The sequence below is a fragment of the Marinicellulosiphila megalodicopiae genome (assembly GCF_045862395.1).
Lineage (GTDB): Bacteria > Pseudomonadota > Gammaproteobacteria > Pseudomonadales > Natronospirillaceae > Marinicellulosiphila > Marinicellulosiphila megalodicopiae.
Genome location: NZ_AP023087.1, coordinates 1,090,150 through 1,107,221, shown reverse-complemented (window position 1 = coordinate 1,107,221; position 17,072 = coordinate 1,090,150). Strand labels below are relative to the sequence as shown.

The following is a 17,072-nucleotide window of genomic DNA, read 5'->3' as shown; positions in this document are numbered from 1 at the left end:
TAATATTAATACCACTTTTATAATTTAATTTTTTTTATTTTAAAAAATTCAATCATCAAAATAAATACGGATAATCGGTCCAAAAAATTCACTGATGATCATCTTAAATATTGGAAAAATCATCGATGGTTAAACTTCTGTTAATACAATTAAACAAATTGATCCACCAAATGTACGGATTTTTCTTGTACTTGTGCGGATTCTTGATCTTCTAATTCGTCTTCACTCAACCCATTACCAGATATTTTAGACTCTTCTGTATCATCTTGCTGGGATTGATTTTGCTCCTTCACATCCACATCAACTTGAGTAAACCCTTGTTCTTGTAGCATTTCTCTTAGCTTATTTGCTTGACTATCTAGCGCTTCTTTTACGTTAATCTGAGAAGTTACAATGGTCACTTTTGCTTCATCACCATTTGTCTCAACTTTAATTTCTAAAGCACCAAGTTCAGGTGGATCCAATCGAATAAATGCAGAAGTCATTTTTTGTGTATGCAACATCATAACTCTGCTGCCAACTTCTTCAGTTAATTTCATTGCTTGCTTTTGAGGTAAAACCGTCTCTAATAATGATGCGGATTCAGTTGTAGCCAGTTTAATTGATTGGCTTGTTTGCTTGGCATCACTTAAATTTATTGGCGGTAATTCTATTGTTGCATTTTTAGCACTGCCTGATTTATCACCTTGATTGAATTGCTCAGCCAAAATCGTTCGTTTAGCTTTGCCTTCTTCTTTATTTCCTATATTTTCTAATTCCAAATCAGGTGTATCTAAATTTGAATCAACTTCACTTTCACTTATTTCACTTCCATCTGAAATTATAGGGTTTAATTGACTCAACCATTTTGAATCATTTGTTTGTTTCGATTTATCTAAAATTTCCACAGAGGTATTAACAAAAGAGCTCTGAGTTAATTTTTCTGATTCATTATCAATTGATTTAGCTAAAAAACTTGCCTGTGAATATATTTGTTCTGAAATAAAATTGGATTCTAATTTTTTAGCTTCTTCATTTAATGAATTTAAATTTTCATTTTGTAATGTATTTGGTAACACGATTAAACTTATTTGCTGACCATCTTGAATTCCAAATTCATTGATTTCCTTCATACCATTCAAAACTTTATTTAATTGATTGAAGTCTATTTCATTAAAACAAAGCTTAAATCCATCTTCTATTTGTGGATTCATGCTATTTAATGTTCCGTCATTTTTACTCCATTGAATATTTGTTAATACAGTTTGTTCATTTATTTGATCAAACGAATTTTCATTGCTTTTTTGTAGGGCTTTGAGTTGATCATTAATTTGTTCTAATAATGTTGCACTTATATTCAATTCCATGTCTTCAAGATTATTTTCACCCATTTGATTTAAAGGTAGTTGTAAAATAAAAATATTTGAATAATCGGTTAATAATGTTTGTTGCATTCCATCATCCATTGCAGGTTGGATGTCTATTTTCTTATCTGAGTTTATATCTATTTCAAAAAATACAGGATTTAAACCATTTTGTTCAAATTCATTTTTAAGTTCATCAAGAGTTTGAATTTTGTCTAAATTATTGCCGATCAAGGAAAGTGGCATTGGCAATTGTTCGCCGTCACTTAGAGTGAGTTCCGATTCATTTTTTTGTAGACTAGAGGAAACTTCCGATGGATTAACTTGCTGTTTAAAAATATCGGTGAAATCATTTTTCTTAACAATAACATCACGATTAGTACCACTATTGGCAGGTTCAACCGGGGAAATAGTGCCACTTTGAGAGGGGGAGGTATTTTGAGTATTAACAAAAGATACGCCTAACATCGGTTGCATAATGAGTTCTCTTTAACATAGTTAACTCGTTATTTGCAAAGCATAGGCCAAATATTAAACAATTATTATAAATAATGTGTTTTTAATATTTGAGTCACTGTTTCAAATTCGCTATTAATTTCACTAATGACTTGAGGTATATTATCTAAAGCATTGCTAGCGCCTGCATTTTCCAACTCCAAACAGAAACCTTGTAATTTATGCGCCCCAATATTAGCCGAACTTCCTTTAAAACTATGAGCAGCTCGTCTTATTTCATCGGCAACTTGGGATTGAGCGGCATCTTGAATTTGACTAATTCGCTCTATTCCATCGTTTAAAAAAGTATTAATAAGCAACACAAAGTCATCTTCCATTATTTCTTTAAGCATCTCGATTGCGTCTACATCAACATGACGTTCTATTGCATCTACCATAATCATCCTACTAACTTTTGATTGGGTTCATCTAATTGCGGCCAATGTATAACCGCATTAACTATATTGCCATTACCTTCGTAATAAAAATCTTTACATATTGTTCTAATAAGAGGTAATCCACGGCCACAGTAACCATCTGTTTTATGGTCATTATTTATTAACTGTTTAAAATTAAAGCCAGGTCCTGAATCCTCAAAACTCACTGTTAGGCAGCCACCTTCATTATTGTTTAAGGGTGTATGGCTCAATTTCACCTTTACAAACCCATTTACAAGATTGTCTAAGCGCTCTTTTCGCATTGAGTAATATTCACCAAATCCCTCTGCACTGCTTTTTAATTTTGAATCCAGACCTAAAACACCATGTTCTAGGGCATTAGAATACAATTCTGCTAATAAAGTATATAACTGTCCACTAAAATTTTTCAGACCATCAACCTGAGTCACAATCTGCAAAACTAATGGCAACGGGTTAAAATCTCTTAAAGTTTGAGATTTTAATTCATACACAAGGGTCCAATCAAGTGGCCCACCTAATATCTCGCTAGACTCTTCAATTTCTTCAGTACTTAAACTATTAATATCCACCATGGAGGCACAAACTAATGTAATGTCGTCATCCCTCTCGCCACCTTCCATGAATTTATCCACACTTTTTAATATATAACTAAATAATTTATCTGGATCTTCGCAGCTATCAAACAAACGATCTAGTCGCTCATCCCCAAACATTTCTCCATCTTTGGCACGAGACTCTATGATTCCATCTGACCATAAAAATATTTTGTCGCCATCTTGCATTGGAATATTTTGAATATTGGGTTTGAAACTTTCTCTGGTCATCACTCCAAGTGGAACGGAGTTCGAATTCACTTTCTCAATATTTTGAGTGTCATTTCTATATAAATACAAAGGTGGCAATCCGCCAACAAATATCCGCGTTGTCTTTTCAATAAAATCCATATCAACCATTGCCGCGCAGCAAAAAAATTGCACAGGTAATATTCGTCTTAGTTTTGTATTAATTTCTATTAAAATTTCATGAATTGAAAATCCTTTTTTTGTCATACCATAAAAAATTTCAGCTAGTGGCATAGCACCTATTGCTGCGGGTAATCCATGGCCAGTAAAGTCTCCTATAAAAATGTACATTCCACCATCAGGTTTACGTTCGGCTAAAACAATATCTCCGTTAAATACAGATAATGGTGATAACGAATATTGAATATTTTCTGAATCCAAACAACCTAAATGCGCGACATTGTCAAAGATCTTTTTGGCAACTTTTTGTTCAACAAGCATTTGTTGAGCATGAGTTTGAATTAATTGATTCATTGACCGCATTCTTTCAAATGCATTAATTTTGGCTTTTAAAATTGAGCGATTATAGGGCTTGGATAAAAAATCATCCCCTCCTGAATCTAAGCATCTTGCTAATGATTTCGCATCTTGCAAGGAGGTTAGAAAAATGATGGGAATAAATTCATTTCCTGCCAACGCTTTAATTTCTTGAGCTGCCTCAAATCCATCCTTTTCAGGCATCAAAGCATCTAACAAAATTAAATTGGGTTTGAAATTTATAAATTGATTAACAGCTTCAACGCCATTAACTGCCTCTATAACTTCATGCCCTTCTTTTTTTACAATGGCACTTAAAAGCATCCGATCGGCATTATTGTCGTCTGCTATTAATATCTTTAACGATTCTTGTTCAGCCATATTTTTGCCTACTTTTCAATTAATGAATATTAAAAAGCTGACCGAAATTTGAGATAGTTAAGATCTTTTTAACATCTTCATTACAATGCACAATTTTAATGTCTGCGTTATCACCACCAGCATGATCTCGCAGCAACAACAACATACCCAATGCAGATGAATCCAGATAAGTAGCGTCATTCATATCAATAATAAATTCGTTAACATCTGTTGGCGCATTTTCGTAAATCTGCCTAAATTCCTGATGAGAACTGAAGTCAAATCGCCCAGCAATGTTAATTGTTAATTCTTTTCCGTTTTGTGTGGTTTTTGCAGATACGGACATATTTCACCTCTAATTTGCTAAAAATAAACTTTCTAATATATAAACTTTCTAATATTAAGTGTAGAACCATTTTTTAAAAGCTGTCTAATTTTTTGAACTTAATTTCATTAATAAAAATGAAGCAATTTGATTTAAAGGCAATACTTTATCGTACGCTCCTAATTGATATACAGAACCGGGCATTCCCCAAACCACACTGGACGCCTCATCTTGTACAATACTATACACACCTTTATCATGCAGTCGTTTTTGAGCTTCAGCACCATCTGCTCCCATTCCTGTAAGCATAATCACAACGGCTTTATTTCGATATACTTCGTAAACAGAATCAAACATCACTTCTACAGAAGGTCGATGGCGATTTACTTTTTCAGATTCATTTAACTTAATCGTACAATTACTTGGGCTACCATGGATTGTCATATGAAAATCTCCAGGGGCTAAATAGGCAAAACCTGGAGATAATTTCATTCCATCAACCGCCTCTAAAACATTTAATTGACAATTACGATCTAAACGCTCTGCAAAACTTGTACTAAATGCTGCAGGAATATGTTGTGTAATAATAATAGGTGGCATATTCGGTGGCAGCTGAATAAGCACATCTTTAATTGCTTCTGTGCCGCCGGTTGAAGCACCGATACAAATTATTTTATCGTTGACATTTTTAATTGATGCGACGGTTTTAATTTTTTGTGTTGGTTGGTGAATTTCACTTTGCAACGTTAAAACATTTGCTTTAGAAGCAGTGATGACTTTTTCGATAATTTCATCTCTAATTTCAGCTAATGAATTTTCTTGATCCAGCCTTGGTTTGGCCACAAAATCGACCGCCCCAATTGCAAGCGCATCAAAAGTGACTTGTGAGCCTTTTTGAGTCATAGTTGAAATCATAACAACCGGCATAGGCCTTAGTCGCATTAAGTTTTTTAAGAATGTAATACCATCCATTTTTGGCATTTCGACATCAAGGGTTAACACATCTGGATTTAATTGTTTGATTTTATCCCGAGCAATCATCGGATCATTTGCAGTGCCAACCACTTCAATATTTGGATCAGCTGACAATATTTCTTTTAGTATTGATCTAATTAAGGCAGAGTCATCAATTATTAGTACTTTAATTTTTTTCATTTATGACCTCTAAAACAATTCAACATTATCATCTTCTGCAGGCTTCACTTTATTGACATCCAGCATATAAGCACGCTCTGTTTTCTCTAATGCTCGATTCTTTTCAGTTGCTAAGTGTTTCATTTTAACCCGTCCACTTTGAGGAAAATAAACTACTTTTCTAGGATAAATATCCCCAACATCTGATGCTTGTACGTCGATCCCTTCTTTTCGCAAATAATCAAAAGCAAACAAAATATTTCGTTGACCAACATCTGTCATATTTGCCAAAACCTGACCACCACCAAAAATTTTCGCTTGAAAATTTTGTTTTCTTCCACCGTGTTTAATGATTGTATTAATCAAATATTCCATAGCGAAATTGCCATAACGTGTACTGCTTGAAGTAGGATCACCCCACGTTTGAGAGGAATGTTCGCCTTGAGCGGGTAACATAAAATGATTCATGCCACCTACTTTTATAGTAGGATCACAAATACAAACGGATATACAACTGCCTAAAACAGTATTAATTGACTCTCCAGAAGTTGTCACATAAAACTCTCCTGGTAATAATCTGGCAGTCCAACATTCATGTGTTTTATCCCATGAACGCTTAATATGTTCAAACCCTCTTAGACACTTAGGCATTCTTTGCTCAGGTGCATTGGTTAAACTCATAAAATCCCCCACCTATTTCTTTTGATAAATAGTTTTACCTAAGGAAATAAAGTTATCCGTCACTCCATGGAGATTTTCGGAATGACCAATAATTAAATACCCATTGGGATTTAAGGCATCTTGATAACGTTTAAATAATTCAAGCTGCGTTTCTTTATTAAAATAAATAATAACGTTACGACAAAAAATAATATCGAATTTCTTTTTCATTGGCCATGGGCCTAATAAATTCAAACGATTAAACTGAATGACTGGTTTTAATTTATCACTTACTGCGACTTCATCATTGAGGTGTTTAAAATATTTTTGCTTTATTTTAGTATCCAAAGCTTCAATTCTACTTGCATCGTAAATTCCACAACGGCCAGTATCTATAACATTGCTATCTAAATCGGTTGCAAGAATTTTTGCGCCCCCAAAAGTATTTCCCCCATAAAAATTATCTAAGGTCATAGCAATGGAATACGGCTCTTCCCCGGTAGAGCAACCTGCTGACCAAATTAAAGGCGTTTTACCTTTTTTCTTTAATGCCGGTAATGCGGTTTCTTTTAAAAAGTCAAAATGATGCGGTTCTCTAAAAAAAGAAGTCAGGTTTGTTGTAATTGAATTAACAAAAGAAGTAAATTCACTGCTGTTATTATCTTCAATCACATTGATATATTCATCAAAATTATGTAATTTCAAAGAACGAATTCTTCTTGATATACGACTGTATACTAGGTCTTTTTTATGTTCTCCCAGTACAATACCCGTCACTTCATAAGCGATCTTAGCTATACTTTGAAAGTTAGTTTCCGTCATTGGAAACTCTCTAGATAAAAAATCTGCCATGTAAAAACCTTCTTTATTATTGCAATTTAATCATTAAAATTCTTGCCATTGATCATTTGGATCTTCCATCGGTTTTCTTAAATTTGAGGCTGATGGTTGATGTAATTGCTGTGTTCTATTGTGAACAGGGAAGGATTCAGTTTCAAAGTGAGATTGACCAACTGCACGAGAATGGGTGTGCCCATCTGATTGAGTGTTAAAAAACTTCATCAACTGCATCATGCTGCGTGCTTGTTCACTCATGGCCTCGCCTGCTGATGTCGCCTCTTCTACTAAGGCTGCATTTTGTTGCGTCATTTCATCCATTTGCGAGACGGCTTTATTGACTTGATCAATACCACTGGCTTGTTCTTCTGAGGCTGCAGTAATATCTGCAATCATGGTAGATACTTTTTGTACTGACTCCACGATCTCTTTTAATGTTTCACCAGACTTATTCACTAAGTCAGTGCCTGCATCTACTTTTTCACCCGAGTCACGAATTAGATCTTTAATTTCTTTAGCAGCGCCTGCCGAGCGCTGTGCTAATGATCGAACTTCACCCGCCACTACCGCAAATCCACGACCTTGCTCACCCGCTCGCGCCGCTTCAACTGCTGCATTTAATGCAAGTAAATTAGTTTGGAAGGCAATTTCATCAATTACACCAATAATGTCAGATATTTTCTTACTGGAAGCATTAATTTCAGACATAGCGGTCACTGCTTCTTTTACTACATTTCCACCTTCAACGGCTTTAGCTGCAGCATCACGTGACAATGTATTCGCTTTGCCTGCATTATCTGCTGACTGTCTAACTGTACTTGTCATTTCCTCCATACTGGATGCGGTTTCTTCTAAAGAAGATGCCTGTTCTTCTGTTCGTTGAGATAAGTCCGTATTGCCCTGTGCAATTTCATCTGCACCGGTACTGACTGAACTTGCTGCATCACGAATGGAAGTAATAATTTCAGTTAATTTATCAACCGTTGCATTGGCATCGCGTTTTAATTTACCAAAGCTGCCTTGATAATCTTGATCAATTTTTTGTGATAGATCGCCGTGTGCTAATGCATCCAACACTCGAGCGGTATCATTAACGACACCTTCAGAAATACCTAATAAACGATTTAGCCCAACCCCTAAGTTTTCAAAGAATCCCGATTTACCATTTAAGTTTATACGAGCGGTTAAATCACCATTTGCTGCACTGTCCACCAGTTGATCAATTTCGCGCTCTACCGCCACTTCTTCTGTTCGATCTAACCATTCTACGACTGATCCAATACGCTTATTGTTTTCATCAAAAACAGGATTAGCGGTTAACTTAAATGATAATCCATTCACTTCAATTTCTGATGTATACGTGCTGCTTAATTTCTCTAACAAACCCGATTGGTGCGCTGGATTTTTATGGAACGTATCGATTTTTACACTTAATAGATTATCTGCATCAAAATTTGGCAACACTTCTTTTAAAGTACTTTCACGCTCTTTCATCATTTTTGTGACAGATTTATTCATGTACACAATATTTCGGTCATTATCTGCAATCATCGCATTGGTAGATACATTATCTAATGCTTGTTTTATACGAGCATTTTCATCTGCAATGCGTTGCTCTTCTTTTTGTTTGGCTAACATTTCTGTTTGGTTTTGCCACTCAACTGCAAAGCCTAATTTATCATTTGTATCATCAAAAATAGGGGTCGCAATCACTTGCATATCTAGATGTCCAACTTTAATTAATGCTGTATAAGTTGAATTTAATGAACCTAATAAATCTCGTTGATGAGCAGGACTTTTATGGAACACATCGATATTTTCACCAAGTAATGCACTTGCTTTAAATTTTGGTAACGCTTGTTGTATTTCTTTTTCAGCGTCACTCATCATAGATTGCGCTGAATCATTAATATAAATAATGTTCAAATCTGGATCAGCAATCATTACATTAGTGGTACATACATCTAATGCTTGCTTAATACGGACATTTTCATTTGCAACTTTCTTATCTTTTCTTTGTTTCTCTAGCATTTGGGTTTGATTTTCCCATTCAACGGCAAACCCTAATTTAATACCATTTTCATCAAACACAGGCGTAGCAATGACTTGCATATCCAATGGCCCTACTTTAATTAACGCTGTATAGGTCGAGTTTAGATTCTTCAATAGAGCTCTTTGATGCGATGGGTTTTGATGGAAAACATCAATATTTTCACCAAGTAATTTATCCGCATTAAATTTTGGCAATGCACCTTGAATATCTGGCTGAGCATCACGCATCATTTTTTGTGCAGAATCATTAATATAAATAATATTAAGATCAGGGTCTGCAATCATTATATTCGTTGTACACACATCTAAGGCTTGCTTAACGCGTAAACGATCCCTGGATTCTTCAAGCAAAGCTGCACGTGATTTTTGTAAGCTGTTAACAAATTGAGAAAAAAGCGCTCCTATTTTACCAATTTCTGTTTTTGTATTTTTATCCATTCCACTTAAATCAATGCTATTTGCAGTCTCTTGAGAATCTACTAATTTTTTAAATTGATCATGTAATATACGCAGTGGTTTTTGAATCCAAATTGTAGAAACTAAAATCATCATCAATGTTAAAACAAAAAACCAAACTGCAAACATAACCGACTGCATTTGATTAGCCGTCACCATTTGAACTTCATTAGAAATAGTTGATTCCACTAATGATTTACTTGTTTCTAAATATGCATCGACTTGTTCATTTATATTTGCGGCAGACTCATCAAAGCTTTGCATATATTGATTTCCCGATATTGGACCAAATTCAACATATTGCTTAGCCATAGTGACGCCACGATTATAATACTCGTCAAAACTATTATTCAGTCTATTAAAAAGCCCTGCGTTATTTGGATCAATACTTTTTAATTGATTCGTTGCATTTATAAATTTCCCTTTAAACTCTTCAGCCAAAATAAATCCATCATTTAACCCATCCAATGCTCTTGTGGCACTAATATCGGTCAACCATTGCTGTACTTGCGTAGTTGAGTATTTTAAGTCAAAAGAAAGCATCAAAATTTTGATTTGTGTGTCTTTTAATTCATGCATATTTTTCACTTGCGCTTTACTTGCACTCAATTGAAAAATAGATTGAATTAATAAAGTTGAGCTAATCAAAACAATAATTATAATCAATTTTGATTTGATCGATTTTAATGAAAATTTCATATTTTGTTCCCTGATAAATAATGTATTGTTTAAAATTCTTGCCATTGATCATTTGGGTCTTCCATCGGCTTTCTTAAATTGGATGATGGCTGATGTGTTTTTTCAGATTTAACGTGAACGACGCTAGGCGCTACTATCTGATGACTTTGCCCTACCGCATGAGCGTGCCCATCTGATTGAGTGTTAAAAAATTTCATCATCTGCATCATGCTGCGAGCTTGCTCACTCATTGCCTCACCTGCTGACGTAGCCTCTTCAACTAACGCTGCATTTTGCTGAGTCATTTCATCCATTTGCGAGACTGCTTTATTAACCTGGTCAATACCACTTGCCTGCTCTTCAGAAGCTGCAGTAATATCTGCAATCATGGTGGATACTTTTTGTACAGATTCCACAATCTCTTTTAATGTTTCACCAGATTTATTCACTAAGTCAGTTCCTGCATCTACTTTTTCACCGGAATCACGGATCAGATCTTTGATTTCTTTTGCAGCCCCTGCTGAGCGTTGAGCTAATGAACGCACCTCACCTGCCACTACCGCAAACCCACGACCTTGTTCACCTGCTCTTGCTGCTTCAACTGCTGCATTTAATGCAAGTAAATTAGTTTGGAAGGCAATTTCATCAATCACACCAATAATGTCGGATATTTTCTTGCTAGAAGCATTTATTTCAGACATAGCCGACACTGCATCTTTTACAACATTTCCACCTTCAACGGCTTTAGCTTCGGCATCACGCGAAAGTGTATTCGCTTTACCTGCATTATCCGCAGACTGCCTTACTGTACTTGTCATTTCCTCCATACTGGATGCGGTTTGCTCTAATGATGAAGCCTGCTCTTCTGTACGCTGAGATAAATCTGTATTGCCTTGAGCAATTTCATCCGCCCCAGTACTGACAGAGCTGGCCGCATCTCGAATAGCTGTTATGATTTCAGTTAACTTATCAACTGTTGCATTCGCATCGCGTTTTAATTTACCAAAACTGCCTTGATAATCTTGTTCGATGGTTTGTGATAAATCACCATGAGCCAAAGCATCTAATACTCTTGCTGTATCGTTTATCACTCCTTCAGAAATACCTAATAAACGATTTAACCCCACGCCTAATTTTTCAAAGAATCCATCTTTACCTTTTAAGTCAATTCGAGCAGTTAAATCACCATTTGAGGCGCTTTCTACCAATTGATCGATTTCTTGCTCAACTGCAACTTCTTCTGTGCGATCTTTCCATTCCACTACTGAACCAATTCGATTGTTATTTTCATCAAACACTGGATTAGCCGTCAAACCAAACGTTAAGCCATTTACATTAATTTCAGTACTATACGTGCTGCTAAGTTTTTCTAATAAAGCGGATTGATGCGCTGGATTTTTATGGAACGTATCGATTTTTACACTTAATAAATTATTAGCATCAAAATTTGGCAGCACTTCTTTTAATGTACTTTCACGCTCTTTCATCATTTTAGTGACTGACTTATTCATGTACACAATATTTCGGTCATTATCTGCAATCATCGCATTTGTGGTCACGTTATCTAATGCTTGTTTAATCCGTGCATTATCATCAGCGATACGTTTTTGTTCTTTTTGTTTAGCTAGCATTTCTGTTTGGTTTTGCCATTCCACTGCAAAACCTAACTTAACATTTTTATCATCAAATACTGGTGTTGCAATGACTTGCATATCCAATGCTCCAACTTTAATTAAAGTGGAATAGGTTTGATTTAATGATTTTAATAATTCACGTTGATGCGATGGATTTTTATGGAATACATCAATGTTTTCACCTAACAAATCATTTGCTGAAAATTTAGGTAACGCTAGTTTAATTTGCTTCTCAGCATCGCCCATCATTTTTTGCGCTGAATCATTAATATAAATAATATTCAAATCAGGATCAGCAATCATAACGTTGGTGGTACATACATCTAATGCTTGTTTGATTCTTACGTTTTCATCTGCAATACGTTGCTCTTCTTGTTGTTTTGCAAGCATCTCAGTTTGATTTTGCCATTCAACTGCAAATCCTAATTTCACGTTTTCATCATCAAAAACAGGCGTTGCAATTACTTGCATATCAAGTTCACCTACTTTAATTAAAGCGGTATAAGTTGAATTTAAATCTTTTAATAAATTACGTTGATGGGAAGGCTTTTTATGGAATACATCGATATTTTCGCCAACTAATTGATCGGCTTTAAATCTTGGTAAAGCTTCTTGAATTTTAGGTTCGGCCTCTTTCATCATCGAGTTTGCCGATTCATTGATATAAATAATATTTAAATCAGGATCGGCAATCATGACGTTGGTGGTGCAGACATCTAATGCTTGTTTAATACGTAAAGTACTTGCTGCAACTTTGGCTTCATCTTCAATTTTTTGTTTTAACTGGGATTGCATTTCCAATAAAGAAGATTGTAAGACACCCATTTCATCTTTAGACTTCACATCAATCTGATTATCATATTTACCAGAGGAAATAGATTTAAATACCTTAATTAATGAGGCAAGTGGAGTAGTAATACTTTGAATGGTTATCCAAAGTAAAATCATCGAAACCAATACTCCTATAGACATTAGTTCGATTAAATATGTTCGCTCACTTTTCAAATTTTCTATACGAATCGTTAATAAATTTTGTAACTCTTGGATGATCTTTGGGTTATTTGAAATAATATCGTTAATTGCTTTTGTACCTGCATTAAAATATTCCTGTGATGACATAGTAATACTGCCATCAATAATCGAACGAGTTAATTCATTAAAAATAGAGACGTCTTCGTAAGCTTGCTTTTGATCGGCACCAAGCTTTAAACGTAATGTTTCATTATCAGCAAAAGCCGCTTCAAATGAATCATTATAGGCTTCAATATTAATTTTTCCTATCAATGTAGCTAGAGCTAACAACGACTGTAAATCACGACTATCTTGAGCAATCAAGCCTGCTCCTAAGCCTCTAACTTGCCCTATATAATCGGCTAATAAATGCCCTTTAAATGTAGCTAAATCCATTAAATAGAAAGAGTCTAATTCTGGATCTAATGTTAAGTTTGACTGATCACCTATATAAATAATCAAGCCAATCACATCGGAAACCAATTTGGAATGCTCAGAAAAAATAGCGGATCGATTTTCTGAATTTTGTTTGGTTGACACGATACTCCAAGCCGATTTCATATTTGACACCTGGTTCTTAATTGCAAAAGTATCGGATTGATTTAATAACGTTTCAATATTTGAAAATTTATTTTCTACGTTTTGTTTAGCATTAACTAATTTATCTTTTACAGATTGGTCACCACTTAGATAAGCATTCGTTTGACCACGATGCACCATAATCGATTGAATCAATTGATACATTGGATCGATATACACAGTTCCTTGAAATTCTTTATTACTAAATTCTATATCATCGTTTTGCAGCTTGACCATATTAAATACTGAAAAAACAATCAAGGCGAATAATACACCGCTTGCGATTGATAATTTAACAATCACTTTAAAGTTTTTCAAAAAATTGATTCGATCAAACCAAGTTTTATTTTCTGTGGACGTTTGCATTTTTTTCTCCTAGAGAATGGTTTAAGCGTTTAAATTTGGAAGATCTTCAATTTCTAATAATTTTTCTAAATTTAATAAAATAATCATTTTATCTTTCACACTGATTAAGCCTTTGATAAATTCAGTATTTACATGACTGGACACATCAGGAGGGCTTCGCATTTGATCACTTGACATGGAATACACATCTGAAACGGCATCTACTACTATACCTGTCACTCTTTCACCTTTTGATGTTTTCACTTTTAAAACGATTACCACAGTGATTCTGCTATATTCTGCATGCTCCATATTAAAACGCGTTCGCAAATCAATAATAGGTACGATTGTGCCACGAAGATTAATCACGCCTTTAACATAACGAGGAACATTTGGAATAGTTGTGACTTTTTCCCAACTTCTAATTTCCTGAACAGATAGAATATCCACACCATATTCTTCTCCATTCATTAAGAAAGTTAAGTATTGATCATTGTCTTCATTATTTTGAATTTGTCCTGAATCATCTTCAATTGTTTGCTCTAATGCACTCATTTTATAAGACCTATGCTGCGTTTGAATCGGGTTTTAAATTGATGATTTTTGATACGCCCGCTAATTGAATTAACCCTGGTACATCTAAAATCATTGCTACAGTGCCATCACCTAATATTGTTGCACCTGACACCCCATTAACTTTTTGAAAATTGGCTTCTAATGATTTAATCACTACTTGTTGTTGTTCCATTAATTCATCAACAATAAAACCGACTTTACGATTTTCGCCTTCTACAACCACCAATAATCCGTCTGTTAATGTTTTAGATTCTGGCTCAATATTAAATACATCGTAGAGCTTAATGATTGGAATATATTCATCTCTTAGACGTAATACATCAAAACCACCACCCACATTATTAACAAACTCATCCTCTATCAAAATGGATTCAACAATGCTCACTAAAGGTAAAATGTAAATTTCTTTACCTACTCGAACTAACTGTCCATCTAAAATAGCTAACGTTAATGGTAATCTAATTTTAAATGTAGACCCCACTTCGGGAATGGATCTTACTTCTACAGAGCCATTTAATTCTTGGATATTTCGTCTTACCACATCCATACCGACACCACGCCCTGATACATCAGAAATAACATCAGCAGTTGAAAAACCTGGCTGAAAAATCAAATCATTAATTTGATCGTCATCCAGATTGTCTGATTCTTTTATTAATCCTTTTTCTATGGCTTTTGTTTTAATACGTTGAGTATTTAATCCGGAACCATCATCGTTAATTTCTATGATTATATTGCCACCTTGATGATAGGCAGATAATGTTAATGTACCTGTTTCAGATTTGCCTTTTTCTTTTCGAGCTTGTGGAGTTTCTATGCCGTGATCTAAAGAGTTACGAACCATATGCACCATAGGGTCGCCAATTTTTTCCATCACTGTTTTGTCTAGTTCTGTATTTTCTCCAATGAGTTTTAAGTCAATTTTTTTATTAAGCTGTTGAGATAAATCTCGAACCAATCTTGGAAAACGGTTAAAACTAAAACTAATTGGCAGCATTCTTATACGCATGACCGATTCTTGTAACTCTCGAGTATTATGCTCAAGTTGCACCAGTCCTTCTTGTAAGCGATGCAATCGATCCATAGTAAATTCTTTACCCAATTGCCCTAACATAGACTGGGTAATCACTAATTCACCCACCATATTAATCAAACTATCGACCTTATCTGTTGCGACCCGAATAGATTGTGATTCTACATTTGCTTTAGGTTTGGCAGTTTTGGTTTTTAATTCTGGTATATTTTTTGATGTATCAATTGATTCAATTTCATTTACTATTTCAGTATTTGAACCACTAACTTGAGGAGTCTGTTGGGCATGTTCATCAGGATTTTGTGTTTCATCGATCCATGTAATTTGTATATCTGAATCATCGGCAACCCATTCAAATATTTCACTAATAGCATCTTGGTCTTCTTTAGTTTTTAAAGAAATGACCCATTGAACAAAAAATAATTCAGGATCTAATGCAAAAAAATCAGGTACACAATCCAATTTTGTTTGAATTGTCATTTCACCCATTGCAGAAAGTTGCTTCAATAATCGAGAAGGCTCATTACCTGTTTGTACGATTTCAGCGTGAGGATTAAAAATAATTTCCCAATACCCAGCTTTATGTATTGCTTGATCCTCACAATCTTCCTGTTGTGTTAAATCGTTGTGTTTAATGTCTTTAGTGGATTCTTCTACATTAGATGTCGCAGAGGTTTCTGTATTTTCTAAGATGGCTTCAAATTTTAATTTTAACTCTTTTGCTTGATCTAAATCTGGCGTCTCTTCTGCTTGTAATTGTTGCAATAATTGCCTTAAACAATCCACTGATAACAAAAACAAATCCACATAACTTTTTTGCATTTTTCTTTTTTCAGATCGAATTTCATCAAGTAATGTTTCTAACACATGGGTAAAGTCTGCAACTGAACTGAACCCAAACGTGCCACTGCCACCTTTAATTGAATGTGCGGCTCTAAATACTGAATTGATTAATTCTGAATCTATGTCTTCCAGATCCAATTCCAGCAACCCGTTTTCCATGACATCCAGCCCTTCGAAACTTTCTTCAAAAAAGACTTGATGGAATTGACTTAAATCAATACTCATTTTTTAAACCTTAATCCAATACTCGTTTAATGGTTTTTAATAGCTGATCGGGGTTAAATGGTTTAACGATCCAACCGGTTGCTCCAGCAGCTTTACCTTCGCCTTTTTTGTCACCTGCGGACTCGGTAGTTAACATTAGAATGGGGGTGAATTTATAATCCCCTAATGTACGCAAGTTTTTTACTAACGTAATGCCATCCATCACAGGCATGTTGACATCAGAAAGCACCAAATCAAATGATTTAGTTTTGGCAATCTCAAAGGCTTGTTGCCCATCATTTGCTTCAGTGACATCAAAGCCTGCCCCCTTTAATGTAAAACTCACCATTTGACGCATTGATGCTGAATCATCCACAGCTAAAATTGTACTCATTGCTTTCTCCACATTCTTGTTAAATCATTTGTTGCAAACCCAGTTGCTTAGCAGTTTTGCTTACAACTTCTGGGAATTTTAAATAATTAAGTGATTGATTATGCTCGGCTGTGTATTTTTTCAAACTGACTAATAACTGAATAGCAGTACTGTCTACTTTTTCAATTGCCGCCCCATCCAAATTAATCACACTTGCTTGAGCCAATTCAGACTCAATTTGTTGATACACACCTTCAATCATTGTTATATTGAAATTTTTGGGCAACGTTAAATTTACATTTTTTTGATCATCTTTTGACATAACTTCACTCAAAATTTAATATTCTTTGGGTTACATTTGTAAGCATAGACCTAAAAAATAAAGCTGCAAAATCA

Annotated in this window: 13 protein-coding genes; all 13 read right to left on the bottom strand. The window is 34.7% G+C overall.

Annotated elements, in window-relative coordinates:
• Window positions 1-149: 149 nt before the first annotated feature.
• Window positions 150-1,820, bottom strand: a complete 1,671-nt coding sequence (locus TYM08_RS04710; protein WP_422381815.1) for a flagellar hook-length control protein FliK — start codon at window positions 1,818-1,820, stop codon at window positions 150-152.
• Window positions 1,821-1,885: 65 nt separating this feature from the next.
• Window positions 1,886-2,236 (bottom strand): Hpt domain-containing protein, encoded by a 351-nt coding sequence (locus TYM08_RS04705; RefSeq protein ID WP_422381814.1) that lies wholly within the window; start codon window positions 2,234-2,236, stop codon window positions 1,886-1,888.
• 2 nt (window positions 2,237-2,238) lie between these two features.
• Window positions 2,239-3,957, bottom strand: coding sequence for an ATP-binding SpoIIE family protein phosphatase (locus tag TYM08_RS04700; RefSeq protein ID WP_422381813.1), 1,719 nt, complete (start codon window positions 3,955-3,957; stop codon window positions 2,239-2,241).
• A 19-nt stretch (window positions 3,958-3,976) separates the two neighbouring features.
• Complete coding sequence (locus tag TYM08_RS04695) at window positions 3,977-4,282, bottom strand: STAS domain-containing protein (RefSeq protein ID WP_422381812.1); 306 nt, start codon at window positions 4,280-4,282, stop codon at window positions 3,977-3,979.
• Window positions 4,283-4,366: 84 nt separating this feature from the next.
• A complete protein-coding gene (locus TYM08_RS04690; protein WP_422381811.1) occupies window positions 4,367-5,416 on the bottom strand; it encodes a protein-glutamate methylesterase/protein-glutamine glutaminase in 1,050 nt (349 codons plus the stop codon).
• A 9-nt stretch (window positions 5,417-5,425) separates the two neighbouring features.
• Window positions 5,426-6,076 (bottom strand): chemoreceptor glutamine deamidase CheD, encoded by a 651-nt coding sequence (gene cheD / locus TYM08_RS04685; protein WP_422381810.1) that lies wholly within the window; start codon window positions 6,074-6,076, stop codon window positions 5,426-5,428.
• 12 nt (window positions 6,077-6,088) lie between these two features.
• Window positions 6,089-6,907, bottom strand: a complete 819-nt coding sequence (locus TYM08_RS04680; protein ID WP_422381809.1) for a CheR family methyltransferase — start codon at window positions 6,905-6,907, stop codon at window positions 6,089-6,091.
• A gap of 33 nt (window positions 6,908-6,940) precedes the next feature.
• Entirely contained in the window at window positions 6,941-10,099 is a 3,159-nt protein-coding gene (locus TYM08_RS04675) for a methyl-accepting chemotaxis protein (protein WP_422381808.1), read from the bottom strand.
• Window positions 10,100-10,128: 29 nt separating this feature from the next.
• Complete coding sequence (locus TYM08_RS04670) at window positions 10,129-13,668, bottom strand: methyl-accepting chemotaxis protein (RefSeq protein ID WP_422381807.1); 3,540 nt, start codon at window positions 13,666-13,668, stop codon at window positions 10,129-10,131.
• A 21-nt stretch (window positions 13,669-13,689) separates the two neighbouring features.
• The gene (locus tag TYM08_RS04665) at window positions 13,690-14,202 is read right to left on the bottom strand and encodes a chemotaxis protein CheW (RefSeq protein ID WP_422381806.1); all 513 of its coding nucleotides are present in this window, start codon (window positions 14,200-14,202) and stop codon (window positions 13,690-13,692) included.
• 10 nt (window positions 14,203-14,212) lie between these two features.
• Complete coding sequence (locus tag TYM08_RS04660) at window positions 14,213-16,324, bottom strand: chemotaxis protein CheA (protein WP_422381805.1); 2,112 nt, start codon at window positions 16,322-16,324, stop codon at window positions 14,213-14,215.
• A 10-nt stretch (window positions 16,325-16,334) separates the two neighbouring features.
• Entirely contained in the window at window positions 16,335-16,697 is a 363-nt protein-coding gene (locus TYM08_RS04655; protein ID WP_422381804.1) for a response regulator, read from the bottom strand.
• Between the two features lie 19 nt (window positions 16,698-16,716).
• On the bottom strand, window positions 16,717-16,998 hold the full coding sequence (locus TYM08_RS04650) for an STAS domain-containing protein (RefSeq protein WP_422381803.1): 282 nt from the start codon (window positions 16,996-16,998) through the stop codon (window positions 16,717-16,719).
• Window positions 16,999-17,072: the final 74 nt, after the last annotated feature.

Coding starts and splice junctions, on each gene's coding strand:
- TYM08_RS04710 (WP_422381815.1), bottom strand. CDS start 1,820: ATGCAACCGATGTTAGGCGTATCTTTTGTTAATACTCAAAATACCTCC.
- TYM08_RS04705 (WP_422381814.1), bottom strand. CDS start 2,236: ATGGTAGATGCAATAGAACGTCATGTTGATGTAGACGCAATCGAGATG.
- TYM08_RS04700 (WP_422381813.1), bottom strand. CDS start 3,957: ATGGCTGAACAAGAATCGTTAAAGATATTAATAGCAGACGACAATAAT.
- TYM08_RS04695 (WP_422381812.1), bottom strand. CDS start 4,282: ATGTCCGTATCTGCAAAAACCACACAAAACGGAAAAGAATTAACAATT.
- TYM08_RS04690 (WP_422381811.1), bottom strand. CDS start 5,416: ATGAAAAAAATTAAAGTACTAATAATTGATGACTCTGCCTTAATTAGA.
- cheD (WP_422381810.1), bottom strand. CDS start 6,076: ATGAGTTTAACCAATGCACCTGAGCAAAGAATGCCTAAGTGTCTAAGA.
- TYM08_RS04680 (WP_422381809.1), bottom strand. CDS start 6,907: ATGGCAGATTTTTTATCTAGAGAGTTTCCAATGACGGAAACTAACTTT.
- TYM08_RS04675 (WP_422381808.1), bottom strand. CDS start 10,099: ATGAAATTTTCATTAAAATCGATCAAATCAAAATTGATTATAATTATT.
- TYM08_RS04670 (WP_422381807.1), bottom strand. CDS start 13,668: ATGCAAACGTCCACAGAAAATAAAACTTGGTTTGATCGAATCAATTTT.
- TYM08_RS04665 (WP_422381806.1), bottom strand. CDS start 14,202: ATGAGTGCATTAGAGCAAACAATTGAAGATGATTCAGGACAAATTCAA.
- TYM08_RS04660 (WP_422381805.1), bottom strand. CDS start 16,324: ATGAGTATTGATTTAAGTCAATTCCATCAAGTCTTTTTTGAAGAAAGT.
- TYM08_RS04655 (WP_422381804.1), bottom strand. CDS start 16,697: ATGAGTACAATTTTAGCTGTGGATGATTCAGCATCAATGCGTCAAATG.
- TYM08_RS04650 (WP_422381803.1), bottom strand. CDS start 16,998: ATGTCAAAAGATGATCAAAAAAATGTAAATTTAACGTTGCCCAAAAAT.